The organism is Mycobacterium sp. NGS62 (assembly GCF_059812285.1).
This window is the reverse complement of the sequence record NZ_JCALCK010000002.1, coordinates 241,447-257,710: the sequence shown is the minus strand read 5'-3', so window position 1 is coordinate 257,710 and position 16,264 is coordinate 241,447. Positions and strand designations below refer to the sequence as shown.

23 protein-coding genes and 1 pseudogene are annotated in these 16,264 nt (G+C 65.2%); 15 read left to right on the top strand and 9 right to left on the bottom strand.

The window, feature by feature from the left end; translation table 11 throughout:
- The first annotated feature begins 2 nt into the window (after window positions 1–2).
- Window positions 3–419, top strand: coding sequence for an EVE domain-containing protein (locus AC5Y49_RS06070; RefSeq protein ID WP_499884884.1), 417 nt, complete (start codon window positions 3–5; stop codon window positions 417–419).
- A 60-nt stretch (window positions 420–479) separates the two neighbouring features.
- Here AC5Y49_RS06070 and AC5Y49_RS06065 read toward each other — a convergent pair whose 3' ends face one another.
- The 3 genes and pseudogenes from AC5Y49_RS06065 to AC5Y49_RS06055 all read right to left on the bottom strand — a co-directional run bounded on the left by AC5Y49_RS06065 (window position 480) and on the right by AC5Y49_RS06055 (window position 1,748).
- Complete coding sequence (locus tag AC5Y49_RS06065) at window positions 480–851, bottom strand: type II toxin-antitoxin system VapC family toxin (protein ID WP_499884883.1); 372 nt, start codon at window positions 849–851, stop codon at window positions 480–482.
- A gap of 8 nt (window positions 852–859) precedes the next feature.
- Complete coding sequence (locus AC5Y49_RS06060; protein WP_499884882.1) at window positions 860–1,090, bottom strand: type II toxin-antitoxin system Phd/YefM family antitoxin; 231 nt, start codon at window positions 1,088–1,090, stop codon at window positions 860–862.
- A 102-nt stretch (window positions 1,091–1,192) separates the two neighbouring features.
- Window positions 1,193–1,748, bottom strand: a pseudogene (locus tag AC5Y49_RS06055) (pyridoxamine 5'-phosphate oxidase family protein).
- 61 nt (window positions 1,749–1,809) lie between these two features.
- On the opposite strand from AC5Y49_RS06055, the gene AC5Y49_RS06050 reads away from it, so the two are divergent.
- Window positions 1,810–2,451 (top strand): TetR/AcrR family transcriptional regulator, encoded by a 642-nt coding sequence (locus tag AC5Y49_RS06050; RefSeq protein ID WP_499884881.1) that lies wholly within the window; start codon window positions 1,810–1,812, stop codon window positions 2,449–2,451.
- A 55-nt stretch (window positions 2,452–2,506) separates the two neighbouring features.
- Here the strand turns inward: AC5Y49_RS06050 and AC5Y49_RS06045 are convergent, their stop codons facing one another.
- Window positions 2,507–3,055, bottom strand: a complete 549-nt coding sequence (locus tag AC5Y49_RS06045) for a nuclear transport factor 2 family protein (RefSeq protein WP_499886274.1) — start codon at window positions 3,053–3,055, stop codon at window positions 2,507–2,509.
- 215 nt (window positions 3,056–3,270) lie between these two features.
- On the opposite strand from AC5Y49_RS06045, the gene AC5Y49_RS06040 reads away from it, so the two are divergent.
- Window positions 3,271–4,242 carry an NADPH:quinone oxidoreductase family protein gene (locus tag AC5Y49_RS06040; RefSeq protein WP_499884880.1) on the top strand — a complete coding sequence of 324 codons (972 nt, stop codon included), beginning with the start codon at window positions 3,271–3,273 and terminating at the stop codon, window positions 4,240–4,242.
- Window positions 4,243–4,263: 21 nt separating this feature from the next.
- Here AC5Y49_RS06040 and AC5Y49_RS06035 read toward each other — a convergent pair whose 3' ends face one another.
- The 5 genes from AC5Y49_RS06035 to AC5Y49_RS06015 form a co-directional block, all read right to left on the bottom strand.
- Window positions 4,264–4,617, bottom strand: coding sequence for a VOC family protein (locus tag AC5Y49_RS06035; RefSeq protein ID WP_499884879.1), 354 nt, complete (start codon window positions 4,615–4,617; stop codon window positions 4,264–4,266).
- Window position 4,618: 1 nt separating this feature from the next.
- On the bottom strand, window positions 4,619–5,020 hold the full coding sequence (locus tag AC5Y49_RS06030; RefSeq protein ID WP_499884878.1) for a VOC family protein: 402 nt from the start codon (window positions 5,018–5,020) through the stop codon (window positions 4,619–4,621).
- A complete protein-coding gene (locus tag AC5Y49_RS06025) occupies window positions 5,013–5,816 on the bottom strand; it encodes a helix-turn-helix domain-containing protein (protein ID WP_499886272.1) in 804 nt (267 codons plus the stop codon). Before AC5Y49_RS06025 ends, AC5Y49_RS06030 begins: the two co-directional genes overlap by 8 nt.
- A gap of 101 nt (window positions 5,817–5,917) precedes the next feature.
- On the bottom strand, window positions 5,918–6,196 hold the full coding sequence (locus AC5Y49_RS06020) for a type II toxin-antitoxin system RelE family toxin (RefSeq protein WP_499884877.1): 279 nt from the start codon (window positions 6,194–6,196) through the stop codon (window positions 5,918–5,920).
- The gene (locus tag AC5Y49_RS06015) at window positions 6,193–6,477 is read right to left on the bottom strand and encodes a type II toxin-antitoxin system Phd/YefM family antitoxin (protein ID WP_499884876.1); all 285 of its coding nucleotides are present in this window, start codon (window positions 6,475–6,477) and stop codon (window positions 6,193–6,195) included. Before AC5Y49_RS06015 ends, AC5Y49_RS06020 begins: the two co-directional genes overlap by 4 nt.
- Window positions 6,478–6,612: 135 nt before the next feature.
- On the opposite strand from AC5Y49_RS06015, the gene AC5Y49_RS06010 reads away from it, so the two are divergent.
- The 12 genes from AC5Y49_RS06010 to AC5Y49_RS05955 all read left to right on the top strand — a co-directional run bounded on the left by AC5Y49_RS06010 (window position 6,613) and on the right by AC5Y49_RS05955 (window position 16,257).
- Entirely contained in the window at window positions 6,613–7,713 is a 1,101-nt protein-coding gene (locus AC5Y49_RS06010; RefSeq protein ID WP_499884875.1) for a homogentisate 1,2-dioxygenase, read from the top strand.
- The gene (locus AC5Y49_RS06005; RefSeq protein ID WP_499884874.1) at window positions 7,713–8,903 is read left to right on the top strand and encodes an alpha/beta hydrolase family protein; all 1,191 of its coding nucleotides are present in this window, start codon (window positions 7,713–7,715) and stop codon (window positions 8,901–8,903) included. Before AC5Y49_RS06010 ends, AC5Y49_RS06005 begins: the two co-directional genes overlap by 1 nt.
- Window positions 8,900–10,105, top strand: a complete 1,206-nt coding sequence (locus AC5Y49_RS06000; RefSeq protein ID WP_499884873.1) for a CaiB/BaiF CoA transferase family protein — start codon at window positions 8,900–8,902, stop codon at window positions 10,103–10,105. The genes AC5Y49_RS06005 and AC5Y49_RS06000 overlap by 4 nt, the downstream gene beginning before the upstream one ends.
- Window positions 10,102–11,001, top strand: a complete 900-nt coding sequence (locus tag AC5Y49_RS05995) for a hydroxymethylglutaryl-CoA lyase (protein WP_499884872.1) — start codon at window positions 10,102–10,104, stop codon at window positions 10,999–11,001. Before AC5Y49_RS06000 ends, AC5Y49_RS05995 begins: the two co-directional genes overlap by 4 nt.
- Window positions 11,001–11,612 carry a TetR/AcrR family transcriptional regulator gene (locus AC5Y49_RS05990; RefSeq protein WP_499884871.1) on the top strand — a complete coding sequence of 204 codons (612 nt, stop codon included), beginning with the start codon at window positions 11,001–11,003 and terminating at the stop codon, window positions 11,610–11,612. The genes AC5Y49_RS05995 and AC5Y49_RS05990 overlap by 1 nt, the downstream gene beginning before the upstream one ends.
- A gap of 11 nt (window positions 11,613–11,623) precedes the next feature.
- Entirely contained in the window at window positions 11,624–12,862 is a 1,239-nt protein-coding gene (locus AC5Y49_RS05985) for an acyl-CoA dehydrogenase family protein (RefSeq protein WP_499884870.1), read from the top strand.
- A 20-nt stretch (window positions 12,863–12,882) separates the two neighbouring features.
- On the top strand, window positions 12,883–13,833 hold the full coding sequence (locus AC5Y49_RS05980) for a phosphotransferase family protein (RefSeq protein WP_499886270.1): 951 nt from the start codon (window positions 12,883–12,885) through the stop codon (window positions 13,831–13,833).
- On the top strand, window positions 13,830–14,168 hold the full coding sequence (locus AC5Y49_RS05975) for a DUF6285 domain-containing protein (RefSeq protein ID WP_499884869.1): 339 nt from the start codon (window positions 13,830–13,832) through the stop codon (window positions 14,166–14,168). Before AC5Y49_RS05980 ends, AC5Y49_RS05975 begins: the two co-directional genes overlap by 4 nt.
- Window positions 14,169–14,179: 11 nt before the next feature.
- Window positions 14,180–14,593, top strand: a complete 414-nt coding sequence (locus AC5Y49_RS05970) for a nuclear transport factor 2 family protein (protein WP_499884868.1) — start codon at window positions 14,180–14,182, stop codon at window positions 14,591–14,593.
- Window positions 14,594–14,615: 22 nt separating this feature from the next.
- On the top strand, window positions 14,616–15,149 hold the full coding sequence (locus AC5Y49_RS05965) for a YceI family protein (protein WP_499884867.1): 534 nt from the start codon (window positions 14,616–14,618) through the stop codon (window positions 15,147–15,149).
- A gap of 81 nt (window positions 15,150–15,230) precedes the next feature.
- Complete coding sequence (locus AC5Y49_RS05960; protein ID WP_499884866.1) at window positions 15,231–15,629, top strand: Rv3143 family two-component system response regulator; 399 nt, start codon at window positions 15,231–15,233, stop codon at window positions 15,627–15,629.
- Between the two features lie 250 nt (window positions 15,630–15,879).
- Window positions 15,880–16,257 (top strand): NADH-quinone oxidoreductase subunit A, encoded by a 378-nt coding sequence (locus AC5Y49_RS05955; protein WP_499884865.1) that lies wholly within the window; start codon window positions 15,880–15,882, stop codon window positions 16,255–16,257.
- Window positions 16,258–16,264: the final 7 nt, after the last annotated feature.

The window sequence follows — 16,264 nt, the reverse complement described above, 5'->3', positions numbered from 1 at the left end:
CCATGACGAACTGGATCAACACCGTCAGCCGGGACCATGTCGAACAGGGGGTGCGCGGGCGCTTCACCCAGGCCAACCACGGCAAGCCGCACATGCTTCGCAAGATGGCCCGTGGTGACTGGATTGTCTTCTACTCACCGAAGACCGACTACCCGGAGGGTGAGCCGCTTCAGGCTTTCACCGCCATCGGCCGAGTCGCCGATGATGAGCCATATCAGGCGAACATGACGCCTGACTTCCACCCGTGGCGTCGCAACGTCGACTTCCTCGAGTGCACCGAGACGCCGATCCGGCCGCTGATCGGCCAACTCGATTTCATCGAAGATAAAGCTCGGTGGGGCTACAAGTTCCGATTCGGGGTGTTCAAGATCGACGATCACGACCTGGAGGTGATCCGCTCGGCGATGACCGGCTCTTGAAGCCGGGTTTGGGAAAGGCCCCTGAAACTGGCCGCTTTCGGGAATGCGCCGCCGCGAAAGTCAGACCGTCGCGTCGATGGCGTCGGGTAGTACATTCAGCAGCTTCGTGTCGGCGGTGACCAATGTGAGCCGCTCTATCTTCGCTTGCGTCACCAGAATTGCGTCAAAGGGATCCTTATGGGGCAGTGCCGTCAAGTCAGAGGCGAGAGTGTGGCGTCGTGTAACGGGCAGGTCGCGCAGGGCGGACCGATCAATCGCGTCCTCGAAATCGTCGGGCAGCTCGACCTTGCCGACGGCGGCCTTGATGGCGAGTTCCCAGGTGCTCGCGGCGGAGATATACACGCCTGCGCTGCCCGTGATGCGATCTCGGGCCGCGGTCCCGAGCCGGGGGTTAGCGTCGAGCAGCCAGAGCACGACGTGGGTATCGAGCAAGAGGCCACTCATTCGATGCCGAACAGCGCGTTGAGATCGTGGTCGGTGTCATCGAAATGATCGGTGTCGTAATGAAGTCGACCTGCCAGGCCGCCGAAAACGATGTCGGCGCGTGCGTGCGGGATCAGGTCGGCGACTGGTTTGCCGGCGCGCGCGATCGTGATCGTCTCGCCATTCTCGACGCGAGCGAGCAGGTGCGACAGGTGGGTCTTCGCATCGTGGATGTTGACGGTCGACATACGATCAGCGTACCGGACTTAGTCTAGCTGGACTAGGCACGGGCCGGCGGGCTGACCATCGGAAACGTGGAACCTGAGACGACGGCGAATTCCAATGCGGATTCAGGCCGGGTCAGGCGCGTCCCACCCGACCGTGCCTGATACCCAGTGGGTAATCCGATCCTCCTGATCATTCCGGTACAGATGCCGTGGCGGTTGCGCAAATGTCGCGTACGGCCGGCAACGCACGACCACCCGATCCTCTTCAGTGGCCATCGACTCGACGTAGGGGCGCGTTTCCTCACCCAGCGGTTGGCCAGACATGCGACCGGCGACCGCCATCATCACGTCGACGACAAGACCGCGGTCACGCTCGATCACCCCGTCGGCATACACCTGCAGATACGCGAAGGGCCAACGCTCGTCGAGCACGCACAGGCTCACCTTGCCGTCGCGTGCGATGGCGCGCGCCTTGCCGCGTCCGGCCATCGTGGACACGAGCAACTCGTCATCGTCGGTCGGGATGTAGTAGACGATCGACATGGCCGGGCCGTCGTGTCGTCGGCGGTAGCCGAACACGCAGGTGCGGTGAGTGCGAATGAATTCGCGCCGCTCCGACGGGAGCATGTCGCGGTCAGTGGGGACGGTGACATGGCTCCGGCGCGAGGGGAAGCAGCAACATAATGAGTACACTGTTGCCGTTATTGCCCGCCGCTGTCAAGGGTCGGCATACTTGGCCCATGACACGTTCTCCCGGGCGCCCTCCGGTACCGCGAGAACGGTTCATCGAGACGGCGATGCAAATCGTTGACGAGGAAGGCGCCGACGCATTGTCGATGCGGACGCTGGCAAGGCGGGTGGATTCGGGAACCGCCACGCTTTATCGGCATTTCGGCAATCGGGGCGAGGTGATCGCTCACGTCGTCGACCGAGTATTTGGCCAAGTCGACTTCAGCACTGAAGAACTCAGTACCTTGAGCTGGCAGCAGGCGTGTAAGTCGGTGGCGCTGGGCATGTTCGATGTATTGCGCCGCCACCGAAACGTCGCGCGCCTACTGGTCGAACAGGCGCCAATCGGCCCGAATGCGTTGGCTCAGCGTGAACGGTTGATTGCCATCCTGCTGAACCACGAGTTTCCGCCACAGTTGGCGGCACGCACGTATGCAACGCTGGCGCGCTATGTCTTGGGCTTCGTCATCCAGCTCACCGGCCACAGCAGCCCCGGCGACGCCCGACTCGCCGGCGTGTTCCATGAATTAGACCCCGGGTTGTTTCCCGCCACCGTTGCCGTGGCCGACCATTTGCCCGTGCCGTTGGAGGACGAATTCGCATTCGGGCTCGAGCTGATCGTCGACGGACTTGCCCAGCAGCGCAAAGCCTAAGCGGCGAGCGCGGTTACGTAGCGATCTCGGGGTGGTACGTGTTGCCGGCGGGTTCTCACCATGAGGCAGCCCGGCGCAGGCCCGGGCCCATATACCCGGGCGCCGACGCCATCGGACGTAGCCGGTCGTTCATCGTCGTCGTCCCGATGTGACGTTCGAAGATCCGCCAGACGTTATCGAGCCGACGCAGGCGATCCGTCACAGCGGAGTAGACCCAGATCGCGGGCAGATCATCTGGCTCTTCTACCACCTCGCCCGTCACCATCCTGGGCCCAGCCGGCTCCGGTGCATAGCGGACGAGAAGGTTGTAGTAGCGGACGATCACTCCCTCGCCGTCGCTATCGACGATCGGGTTGGTGGCGATGCGGCTAACCCCGGGAACGCTGTAGGGGTAGGTCTCTTCGAAGAAGCGCCGCGTTTCCGCCCGGCCCCGAGCCACGCCATGGGTGTGGTACGTCACGCCGTCCGGAAGGAAGGCCTCGACCATGGCATCGATATCGCAGGCGTCGAACAGCAGGTTGACGCGATTGATGAAGTCAATCGCGTCGGCTCGATCCGTCGGATCGACGGTGCTATCGAGAACTACGGGCGGCAAGCTCGGCATCTGCCACACCTCCCAACGGTCGTGGTCGGAGGGCGGTCGCCGCCCGAACCCCAGGTTGTTCACGGTTAGTTTACCTTCTGTTCACCTGTTGCCTCGTGCGGGCACCGCTGTGCAGCTGCTGTGGGTTCCCTGTGCAGCCGGAGGGTCAGCGTGCGGGGCTACGATCACCGGGGGTTAGGCGGGTTGGACAGCGTTTCGTTGATGACGGAGGTGGCATGCGCGCAGCACGGGTGACCAGGCTCGATGGTCCGGACGGTATCGAAGTGGCCGACGTCGACGAACCCACGGGCGACGGCGTGATCGTCGAGGTGCACGCTGCCGGCGCGGCATTTCCGGACGCGCTGCTCACCCGCGGCCTCTACCAGTACCGGCCCGATCCGCCGTTTGTGCTGGGCGCGGAAATCGCCGGCGTGGTCCGATCGGCACCCGACAACGCCACTGTGCGTGCCGGAGATCGGGTGGTTGGCCTGACGATGCTCACCGGCGGAATGGCCGAGGTCGCAGTGCTGGCCCCCGACCGAGCGTTCAAGCTGCCCGACAACGTCAGCTTCGAGGCAGGCGCCGGCCTGTTGTTCAACGACCTGACGATGTACTTCGCGCTGACCGTCCGCGGCCGACTGGAGGCGGGCGAGACGGTGCTGGTACACGGAGCGGCCGGCGGTATCGGCACCTCATCGCTGCGGCTGGCGTCGGTGCTCGGGGCTTCGCGCGTCATCGCGGTGGTCAGCACGCAGGAAAAGGCCGATATTGCGACGGCCGCCGGCGCCACGGATGTGGTGCTGGCCGACGGATTTAAAGACGCGGTAAAGGAATTGACCGACGGCCGTGGCGTCGACGTGGTGGTCGATCCCGTTGGCGGCGATCGGTTCACCGATTCACTGCGCTCGCTGGCTCCGGCGGGACGACTGTTGGTGATCGGCTTCACCGGCGGTGAAATACCAACCGTGAAGGTGAACCGGCTGCTGCTCAACAACATTGACGTGGTCGGGGTCGGCTGGGGTGCATGGGCCGGGAAACACCCCAATGCGCTGCATGAGCAGTGGGCGGGGCTCGAGCGGCTGCTTACCTCAGGCAAGCTGTCTCCCCCGGAGCCGGTGGTCTACCCGCTGGAGGATGCCGCCGCGGCAGTCGCCTCGCTTGAGAATCGCACCGCCAAAGGCAAAGTCGTCGTGCGCGTCCGGGACTGAACCCGCACGCCGCGCCGGTGCTCAGTCCCGGTGGCTTACGACGTTGACGACGTTGCCATCCGGTGCGCGCACGAAGAAACGGCGCACCCCCCACGACTCTGTGGTCAACGGATGCACGATCTCGTAGCCGAGTCTCTGGGCTTCTGCATACGCGTCGTCGACGTCATCGGTGTGGACGGAGATGACCGAGTCTTCGGGGGCGGATGCATCGCGCGTGACGACCTGGACGTTCGCGCCGCTGTCCGGTTCGGTGTAGCGGGCCACCCATCCCAGGTTGAACTCCTCGGCGCTGAGCCCCAGGTAGTCGGTGTAGAAGGTCTTCGCTGTGTTGATATCGGCTACTCGAAGGTTGGCGGTGATTCGTTTAGCGCGCATGTCAGGCCGGCATCGGCGCGCCGCGGTAATCACCAAAGGACCACAGGTTGCCCTCTGGGTCGCGGACGGTGAATTCACGGGCACCGTAATCGGTATTGGCAAGGGGCCGAACAATTTCGGCTTTGCGTTGCAGGACGCGTTCGTAGAGCGCATCCGGATCGGCGGTGACGACGTAGCCGCCCGCGGTGCCAGGCTCACGGGACCATTCGCCGTCGGGTCTGTCACTGCCGAGCATGATCCCGCCGCTGCCCTCGGGCCACAGAAGTTGCGCGTGGTCGACAGTATCGCCCTCGCCGTACCGGGCTGCCAGGACGAAGCCGAAGGTGTCCACGTAGTAGTCAATCAGCTTGGGTGCATTGTGGGCTCGCAACGTCAACCACACGGTCGGATTGGAATCAGTCATGCTCGCAGTCTGATCGAAGCGAGTGGCCGCCGTATTGAATGTTTCGGAACTCCTCGGCCAACCACCGGCGCGGCGACGTACCGGTGAACCGGCCAAACTCTCGGGTCAGGTGGGCCTGATCGCTGTACCCGGTGTCGATCGCGACAGCTGATAAATCGACCAGCCCATGCTGACGTACCGACTCGGCGATCCGGGCGGTGGCGTGCTCGAAGCGCATGAGCATCGCCACCGTCTTGGGCGACCGGCCGACTTCCTGGTTGAACAACGTCGTCAAATGTCGTGCACTGACATCGACTCGGTCGGCGACGGCGCCTATCGAGGCCCGGCCGCGACTTCGCTCCAGGAGGTGCCAGGCATAGGCGACCTCGGGGCGTACCGTCGCACGGTCGCGGCGCTGCCGCGCACCCACTAGGTAATCGGCAATCACCGCAAAGGCACCCCGCCAATCCCGCGCGTCGGCCGCCCGCTCGCACAACTCGACGGCGCGGTGGCCCAGCACGGCGGTGGCATCGAAATCGGACACGCTCAACTCGGCGCTGGGCACCCCGAAGAGTCCTCGCGCGGCGAGCGGATGCAGGGCCAACTGCACGCCGGCTTGGCCCGGTCGCTGCCGTATCTGAGCGGCCCGCTCGTGCAACCCGCTCAAGAGCAGCGGGGTGGGCCGAGCATCGCGGAGTGCCTCTCGGGTGTCGGCGGCTTCCACCCCGTCATCGAGGCTGACGATGAAGGTCAGTGTCGACGACGGCATCCCGCGATGCACCTCGGGTGGAGCGCCCAACGAGCGATAGCCCACCATCGATGCAACACCGGGGCCGCTGCGAGGCGGCGCGATGACGAATTCCCAGCCGCGCTCGGGCGTGACAGCACCCACAATTTCCAGGCTAGCGACACGGCCGCTTATCGGGCACCGTATGCATCCGCGCGGCCGAACACGCCGACAACGGTGACCTGATGACACGCGTCATCGATCCGATAGAGCACGCGGTAGGTGCCGCGTCGCGCGCTATGTCGATCGTGCAACGGTGGCCGCAACTGCTTGCCCACACGCTGAGGGTTGTCGAGCAACGGGCCGATGATGAACTTGTAGGCCGCGAATGCCACTGATTCGGGGAGTTGTTCGGCCAGTTGTCTTTTCGCAGTCGGTGCGATTATCAGCTCGTGTCGACGGTCGGTCACATCGAAGCTCGGCGTGCTTGCATCGCCGCGGCAAGGCTGTCCTGGCTCTCACCTTCCCCGCGGGCTAGCTCGGCATCGGCCTCGCCGAGAGCGCGAAGCGTTGCCGGGTCGGATAGCACCGCAATGGTTTCTTCCAGTGACTCCAGGTCATCGACGGCAAGAAGCACCGCTGTAGGACGCCCGTGCACCGTGACGGTGATTCGCTCGTGCTGATCGCCGACACGGGCGACCAACTCCGACAGATGTGCCTTCGCCTCGGCGAGCGAGCTGACTTCAGACATAGTCATAAGTATGACCAGTTTATCTCTTTGCCGTCCACTCGCGCTTCGACCGCGACTGTGACGAGCTCTTGTGCCGGCACAAAAGAGAAAGTAATGTCACTTTCAGTTTTATTGCGGCCGACCCGGGAGCCACCGATGGAATCCTTCGTCCACCTGCGCAAAGGAAAAACACCACGCCGTCTGCACGCCGATCTCGACGGGCTTAAAGATGACGAACTCGGCCGGGGCGGGTTCACCGGCCGCACGGCGAACATGTACCGCCGCCACGACCCGACCGCCTACCGCTCCGTCGGCCCGCTGCGGCCTCTCGACGTGCTGTCCAGCGAGCTCAAGCCCAGCGATGCCACCGACGCCGACGGCGGCCCACTGCTGATGTTCTCCAACGTTGACTGCCGCATCTCGCTGTCCCGGCGCAGCGAACCGATGCCGTTCTATGTCCGCCACGTCGACGGCGACCTGCTGTGCTTCGTGCACAACGGTGACGGCGAATTGCAGACCGAATTCGGGCCGCTGCCCTACCGCCAGGGCGACTGGGTGTATCTGCCGAAGGCCACGACCTGGCGTCAGTTGCCCAACAGCGAGACCACGCTGTTGATGATCGAAGCCACCGACGAATTTCGCGTGCCACCGCCGGGCGCGCTGGGCCGGCACTTCCCGTTCGACCCGTCGCAGGCCACCATCCCCGAGCCGGCGGCGTCGGACGACCCGCCCCCTCCCGGGCGCGACGAGTACGAGGTCCGGCTAATGCACGACGGTGGCCCGACGACGCTGTTCTACCAACACAATCCACTCGACGTGGAGGGTTGGCGCGGCGACAACTTCGCGTTCACCTTCAACATCGCCGACTACAACGTGGTGACCTCCGACAGTGTGCACCTGCCGCCCACCGTGCACTTGTTCATGCAGGCCACTGGGGTTTACGTGATGAACTTTTTACCCAAGCCCGCCGAAGGCGTGCCCGGCACCGAGCGCACCCCGTGGTATCACCGCAACGTCGACTACGACGAGATCGCCTTCTTCCACGGCGGCTCGCTCTACGGCATCCCAATGCCGCCAGGATTGATTTCCCATGCACCGCAAGGAGTTCACCACGGCGCGCCGGAGAAGGCGCGAGAACGTGCGCGCCGCAAGTTCGACGACTTCCACAGCGTCGACTGGCAGGTGATCGCCGTCGACACCCGCCGCCGACTCACCCCGTCAGCTGAAGTGCTGGCGCACGACCTAGGACAGCATTGATGACTAGCACAGCGGTCAAGCATGAATACGACCGGATCCCGTATCTGATTGCCTTCCAGAACAATTCCGGTGTTCGCGACGTCTACGGCGGGCTGGCGGAGCTGGTGGTGTTGGAAAGCCATCTACTCAAGCCACGCGACAAACCGTCCGACACCGTGCTGGTGTTCATGCACCCCATCGGCGGCGGGGCCTATCTGCCGATGATGAACGCGCTGGCCCGCGCCGGCCACCATGTCATCTACTGCAACAGCCGGTTCCGCGGCACCGACTCGGCGCTGTTGATGGAGAAGGTGGTTCAAGACCTCGGCGAATGCATCAAAGACGCCAAGAATCGGCTCGGCTACGACAAGGTTGTGCTGGCCGGCTGGAGCGGCGGCGGCTCGCTGTCGGTGTTCTACCAACAGCAGGCCCAGCACGCGACGGTGACCTCGAGTCCGTCGGGCGATGGGCCCGATCTCACCCAGCTGGACCTGCAAGCCGCCGACGGCATCATGTTGCTCGCCGCTCATATCAGCCGGCACGGCACCATGACCGAATGGCTGGACGCGTCGATTCTCGACGAGTCCGATCCCACTAAACGCAACCCGGAATTGAACCTCTACAACCCCGACAACCCCAACCAGCCGCCCTACAGCCAGGAGTTCCTCGATCGTTACCGGCAAGCCCAAATTGACCGCAACCGACGAATCACCGCCTGGGTCAAGGAGAAGCTCGCCGAGCTGAAGGCCGCCGGCCGCCCCGACGACGAGTTCGCCTTCGTCGTGCACGGCACCATGGCCGACCCGCGCTGGCTCGACCCGTCGGTCGATCCGAACGAACGCACCCCCGGAACGTGCTATCTGGGTGATCCTCAGGTGGTGAACATGAGCCCGGTCGGGCTGGCCCGGTTCTGCACGTTGCGCAGCTGGTTGTCGCAGTGGAGCTACGACGACGCCAACGGCGACGGCGTGGAGTGCGGGCGTGACATCGCTGTGCCGGCGTTGGTGATCGGCAACTTGGCCGATGACGCCTGCACGCCCAGCCACACTCGCCGGCTGTTCGAGGCGATCGGGCATGCCGACAAGGAAATCCATGAAATCCCCGGCGCCACCCACTATTACGCCGGCCCAGACCAGCGCGGCGCGCTGCGTCAGGCCGTCGGCGTCGTCAGCGATTGGCTGGTGCGTCACGCCTTCGCGAGGCCGGAGTGACACCAACTGGCGCGCTGGACGGTATCCGGGTGCTGGAGTTGGGCACTCTGATCGCCGGGCCGTTCGCCGGTCGGCTACTCGGTGACATGGGTGCGGAGGTCATCAAGATCGAACCGCCCGGTGCTCCCGACCCGCTGCGTACCTGGGGACAGGCCGAACTCGACGGCCATCATTTCTTCTGGACCGTGCATGCCCGCAACAAGAAGGCCGTCACACTCGACCTGCGTCAGCCGCGGGGACGCGAACTGTTTCTAGAGCTCGTCGAAAAATCCGACATCGTGGTCGAGAACTTCCGGCCCGGCACCCTGGAGAAGTGGAACCTGGGTTACGACACACTGCGGCAACGCAACCGCGGCATCATCCTGGTGCGGGTGTCGGGTTACGGCCAAACCGGCCCCGATGCCCGTAAAGCCGGATATGCGTCGGTGGCCGAGGCGGCCAGTGGGCTGCGGCATCTCAACGGTTTTCCCGGCGGGCCGCCGCCGCGGCTGGCGCTGTCGCTCGGTGACAGCCTGGCCGGCATGTTCGCCGCCCAGGGCGCGCTGGCCGCGCTGTACCGGCGTGGCGTGACGGGCGAGGGCCAAGTGGTCGACGTGGCGCTGACCGAATCATGTTTGGCGATCCAGGAATCCACCATCCCCGACTACGACGTCGGCGGCGTGGTGCGCGGGCCGTCGGGCACCCGCCTGGAAGGCATTGCGCCGTCGAACATCTACCGCAGTGGCGACGGCACCTGGGTGGTGATTGCCGCCAACCAGGACACCGTCTTCGCCCGGCTGTGTCAGGCGATGGGCCGCCCCGAACTGGTCACCGATGACCGGTTCGCCAGCCACGGCGCCCGCGGCCGCAACCAGGACGAGCTGGACAAGATCATCGGTGACTGGGCCGCCGAACGCCAGCCCGGCGACATCATCGAAACCCTCACTGCCGCTGGCGTCATCGCGGGGCCGATCAACACGGTGGCCGACGTAGTCGACGACCCGCAGCTGCAGGCTCGCGGGATGATCACCGAACACTACGACGAACGAATCGACCGGGCCGTCCTCGGCCCCGGAATCATGCCGCTGTTGTCCGAATCCCCGGGCAGGGTGCGCAACGCCGGCCCCGCGTGGCCCGGCCAGCACAACGACGACGTCTACATCGGTCTGCTCGGCAAGACTGCCGAGGACCTCGAAGCACTGCGCACCGAGGGAGTGCTATGACGACCCAGCACGTCACCATCCGCGAAGTCGCCTTGCGCGACGGGCTGCAGATCGAGCAGCCAATCCCCTTGTCCGCCAAGCTCGAACTGCTCGAAGCGATCGCCGTCACCGGAGTGCGCGAGGTCGAGGCATGCGCATTCGTGTCGCCGTCGAAGGTGCCGTCGATGGCCGATGCCGCCGAGGTGGCCGCCGAACTGCAGCACTTCCCCGGTATCGAATTTTCCGCGCTGGTGGCCAGCCCCAACGGCGCCAAACGCGCGGCGGCTGCGGGACTGCGGGCCATCGAGTACGTGGTCTCGCCCTCGGACACCTTCAGCCACGCCAACGTCGGCCGGCCCAGCGCCGAGGCCACCGCGCAGATCGCCGACATCGTGACGATCGGCCGCGACAGCGACGTGATCGTCGAGGTCATCATCGCCACCGCGTGGGATTGCCCCTTCGAGGGACCTACCCCGGCGCAGCGGGTCGTCGACATCGCCGCGGCAGCTCGCGACTACGGCGTCGACCGGCTGTCGATCGCCGATACGATCGGCACCACCACGCCGGGACGGGTCAGCTCGCTGATCGAGGCGGTGCGCCCGGTGATCGACGACCTTCCGCTGGGCGGGCATTTCCACAACACCCGCGGCGCCGGGCTGGCCAGCGCCTACGCAGCGGTCAGCGCCGGGGTCAGCCGACTGGACTCCTCGGTGGGCGGGTTGGGCGGTTGTCCGTTTGCCCCGGGCGCCACCGGCAACATCGCCACCGAGGACCTGGTCTATCTGCTGACCGACAGCGGGTTCGGCGTCGACGTCGACCTGAACGCGGCGATCGCGGCCGCCGAGGTCGCGCGAACAGCTGTGGGCCATGACCTTCCCGGCGCGTTACTGCGGGCGGGCGACCGGAAACGAAACTGATGCCAACCGAAGCGCGCAGCTCCAAAGGTCGCCATACCCGTCAGGCGATCGAGCAGGCGGCGCGCAAACTGTTCGCCGAGCGTGGCTTTCACGGCACCACGCTGGCCGACATCACCTCGGCCGCCGGCAAATCGCCGTCGGTGTTTTACCGCTATTTCGCCGACAAGGAAGACCTGCTGGCCGCGCTGGCGGAGTCGTTTCTGCACGACGTCGTGGCACCCTCCGGGCTGAGTGTCTCGTTGCCCGAGTCACCCGACGACACCGCGTTCTTCACCTCGGTGGTCACCGGTTACTGGAACATGTTCAAGCAGAACATCGGCATCATGATCGCCGTGGCGCAGTTGGCCGCCACCCAGCGACGATTCGCCGAGGTACAAAACGAATTCCGCCGCTTCGGCATGGACATCGTGGCGGCATCGGTGCGGCGCGCGCAGGAGCACGGTTACTCTGCTGAGCTTGATCCGCAACATACCGCCGCGGCGATCGCACTGCTCTTCGAGAACTTCACCACGGTATTTGTGGGCCCCTCCGAGTTGGGCATAGAACTGTCCGACGATGATGCAATCACCACCTTGTCGAGGATCTGGAAGAAAACCCTCTACGGCTTCTGAAGGAGAACACCGTGGATTTCACCCTGCCCGAACACCTTCCGCGGCTGCTTGCCGACATCGATGCGTTCATCGACGCCGAGATCGCCCCGCTGCAAGCCGAGAACATGCAGTACTTCGACCAGCGCCGCGAGTTCGCCCGCACCGACGTCGATAACGGCGGCATCCCGCGGCGGGAGTGGGAGGATCTGCTCGGCGAGATGCGCCGGCGAGCCGACCAGGCAGGCTGGCTGCGCTACGCGTTGCCGGCGTCACTCGGCGGCCGGGATGGCACCAACCTGGACATGGCGGTCATCCGCGAGCACCTGGCCGCCAAAGGCCTTGGTTTGCACAACGATCTGCAGGACGAGTCGTCGATCGTCGGCAACTTCCCGCAGGTGATCATGATGGAGCGGTTCGGCACCGACGAGCAGCGCCGCGACTGGTCGGAGGCGCTGATCACCGGAGAGCGCTCGATGGCGTTCGGACTGACCGAGCCGGCGCACGGCTCGGATGCCACCTGGCTGGAAACTCACGCCGAACGCGACGGCGACGGCTGGGTGATCAACGGCGCCAAGCGGTTCAACACCGGGGTGCACCGCGCGACCCACGATCTTGTCTTCGCCCGCACCTCCGGCGACCCGGGACAGGCGACCGGTATCACCGCGTTCCTGGTGCCCACCGACGCCCCGGGTTTCGCCGTCCCGTTCTACTGGTGGACCTTCAACATGCCCAGCGACCACGGTGAAGTCGAGCTCAGCGACGTGCGAGTGCCCGGCGACGCTGTCTTGGGGGAAGTAGACCGCGGCCTCGAAGTTGCGCAAACATTCCTGCACGAGAACCGGATTCGTCAAGCGGCCAGCAGTCTGGGCGCAGCGCAGTACTGTATCAACCGGGCCGCCGAGTATGCCGGTCAACGCATCGTGTTCGGCAAGCCGCTGTCGGTCAACCAGGCGGTGCAGTGGCCGCTGGCCGAGTTGCAGACCGAAGCGCAGATGGTGCGGCTGCTGGTCTATTACGCGGCATGGCATTTGGACCGCAACCACCACCTGGAGGTGTCGGACAAGGTGTCGATGGCCAACTATCGGGCCAACCGGTTGGTGTGCGATGCCGCCGACCGGGCCATGCAGATCTTTGGCGGGCTCGGCTACACCCGCCACGAACAGTTCGAGCACATCTACCGGCACCACCGCCGCTACCGGATCACCGAGGGCGCCGAGGAGATCCAGATCCGCCGAGTCGCCCAGCGGCTGTTCAAGTTCGGCAAGAAGTGACGCGTGTCCAGGAGTCCGCTCTGGCAGGTGTGGTGGCCGCAGCGCTCGGCGTTGAAACCACGATCGACAACCTGCGCGCGCTGACCGGCGGGGCCAGCCGCAGCACGTGGGCGTTCGAGGCGGTCACCCGCGAGGACCACCGGTCGCTGATCCTGCGCATCGGTCCGCCCGACGACTTGCACGCGTCGATGGAGCTCGAAGCCCGCGTCCAGGCAGCTGCCGCAGCGGCCGGCGCGCCCGTCCCGCACATCTTGACCGCCCACAATTCGACTGCCGCCCTGGGCAATCCGTTTCTGATCTGCGACGCGGTCGTGGGCGAGACCATTGTCCGGCGTATCGACCGACAGCTGGACGACGCGGGCCGCGAGCGGCTGATGCGCCAATGTGCGCAGGCGCTGGCCGCCATCCACCGGGCCGACCCGCACGATGCGGACCTGAAAACCGAAGACCAGCTCGGTGACTGGCACAACCGGCTCGACGCGATGGGCGACACCACCGCCACCTTCGAGTGGGCATTTCGCTGGCTGGCCGCACACCGGCCGGCCCCGTCCCCAACGCGGTTGGTGCATGGCGACTACCGGATGGGCAACCTCATCGTGGACGGATCCGACCTGGCGGCGGTGCTCGATTGGGAGCTGGTGCACATCGGTGAGGTCTATGAAGATCTGGCCTGGTTCTGCATCCGGGCCTGGCGGTTCGGCGCGCCGGCCAGCCGCGGCGCCGGCGGCCTGGGCAGCATCGAAAGCTTTCTTCGCGCCTATGAAGATGCCAGCGGGACTACGGTCGACCGGGTGGCATTCCACTGGTGGCTGGTGCTGGCCACCCTGCGCTGGGGCGTCATCTGCCGCTACCAGGCAGAGCGGCACCTGAGCGGACAGACCCGGTCGGTGGAGCTGGCCACTATCGGACGGCGGGTCTGCGAGACCGAGTGGGACCTGCTCACCTTGCTCAACGAGGCCGGCCCACGATGACCGGTGTTCATGGTCGCCCCACCGCCGCAGAACTGATAGCGGCGGTAGCCGAATTCCTGGAAACCGACGTCCGGGCGGCCACCAGCGGCCAGGTCAACTTCCATGCCCGCGTAGCCGCTAACGCATTGCGGATGGTCGAGCGCGAACTACTGGGTCCCGGTGCCGAACCGGCTCATGGCGCACTGGCCGGCTTGGGCTTCGATGACGAAGCCGGCTTGGCGGCCGCGATCCGGGCCGGCCAGTTGGACGAGCGCAGCGACGAGGTGCTGCGGGCTTTGCATGTCCTGGTCAGCCAGCGGCTGGCCGTCGCACACCCCGGATACCACGAGGAATAGGAAGGCGACCGATGCCCGCTACCGAGTCCGGCCAGAGTGCAGAAGTCATCGTCGACGTGGCCGATCGGCTGTTCGCCGCGATCGAGCACAGCGACGTGGCAACGCTCGAGCAGATCTTCGACGACGACATCGCGGTCTGGCGGGTCGGGGCGGGTCGCGACAACGACAAGAAACGTGCGCTCCGGGTGCTGCACTGGTTCATCGACGTCACCGCCGACCGGCGCTACGAGATCCTCGACCGCCAGCTGTTTCCCAACGGCTTCGTCCAGCAGCACATCTTGCACGCCACCGGCCACAACGGCGGATCGATCGCCTTGCGGGTGTGCATCGTGATTAAGTTGGGTGGCTCCTCGGGTTCTCGAGCCCTGATCAGCCGTATCGACGAGTACTTCGACCCGGCCGAGCTCGCGCCGCTGTTGAGCTGAGTTCGGTCAACGGAGGGCACATATGACCACCGTGGAAACACTGCTGAGCGATCCGGACACCGCCGGGGTGTGGAACCTGGTTCCCGACCGCTCGACCGTCACCTTCAAGATCAAGAATTTCTGGGGTCTGCTCAACGTCAAAGGCCAGTTCACCGAGGTCAGCGGCGACGGCCAAGTGACCGCCAAAGGCGCCGTCTTCGGCCGCCTCGACATCGCCGCCGCGTCGCTGCGCACCGGCATCCGCAAACGCGACGAGCATCTGCACTCGGCCGATTTCTTCGACGTCGAGCACTTCCCGCAGATCAGCGTCGTCGTCACCGCGGTGCAACCGACCACCGGCAACGGCGCCGAGTTGCAGGCCGACTTCACTATCAAAGGAGTCACCGCGCCGCTGCCGCTGCCGGCCAAGGTCGCTGTACTCGGCGACGGCTCGGTGCGGATCACGGCCGAAACGGAGGTCGATCGGACCCAGTTCGACCTGGACTGGAATCGGTTAGGCATGGTCGGCCAGACCGCGAAGGCCTCGGCTGACGCGTGCTTCGTCCGGGCGACATAGCGGGGTGCCGCGATAATTGGTGTCGACTCGTCCTCGGGCCGCTACGCCGGCCCGCATCGTCGTCGCCAGTACGATCTGCACATGCCTGCCACTGATGCTCTTCGGATCCTTGTGTACAGCGACGATGCGCACACCCGCGAACAGGTGGTGTTGGCGCTGGGCAAACGGCTGCACCCTGATCTGCCTGAGTTGAGCTACGTGGAAGTCGCGACGGGGCCGGTGGTAATCCAGCACGTCGATGCCGGCGGAATCGACTTGGCCGTACTCGACGGCGAAGCCACCCCGGAAGGCGGGATGGGCATCGCCAAGCAACTGAAGGACGAGGTCGCGCAGTGCCCGCCGATCGTGGTCCTCACTGGGCGCGCCGACGACGCATGGCTGGCTCGCTGGTCACATGCCGAGGCGGCTGTCCCGCATCCGCTGGACCCCATTCGGCTGGGCCGGACTGTGCTCGGCCTATTGCGCACGCCGGTTCAGTAGCGCCTCGGCAGGGCAAGTCGTTCCTGCGACCACAGCCAACGCGAATTGTTGTGTTGCCGTCGGTAATTCGCGTTGAACGAGACAGCCATTGGCGACCACGACCCGACTTGATGCAAGCGCGATAAGCCGAGACATCACCTTCGCCAAGCTGTGTTCGAGCTCACAACCAGACCCGTGAGCGGAGCCGCACACATCATCGCTAGGCTGTGCTTGAGCTCACACCGACAGCCACGAGGGAGCGTCACGCAGGATGAACCTCTACCTACCCATCCTGGTACTCGGCGCGATCGCGATGGGGTTCGCGGTGTTCTCCGTGGCGATCGCGAAAGTGACCGGCCCGTCCCGCTACAACCGGGCCAAGCTGGAAGCCTACGAGTGCGGCATCGAACCGATCGATCAGCCGGTCAGCGGCCCACATGCGGCGCCAGGTCAGCGTTTCCCGGTGAAGTACTACCTGACCGCGATGCTGTTCATCGTTTTCGACATCGAGATCGTCTTTCTCTATCCCTGGGCCGTCAGCTATGACGCGCTGGGGTTGTTCGCACTCGTCGAGATGGTGCTGTTCGTCGTCGTCGTACTCGTCGCCTATGCGTATGTCTGGCGCCGCGGAGGTCTGAATTGGGATTGAGGTAGCA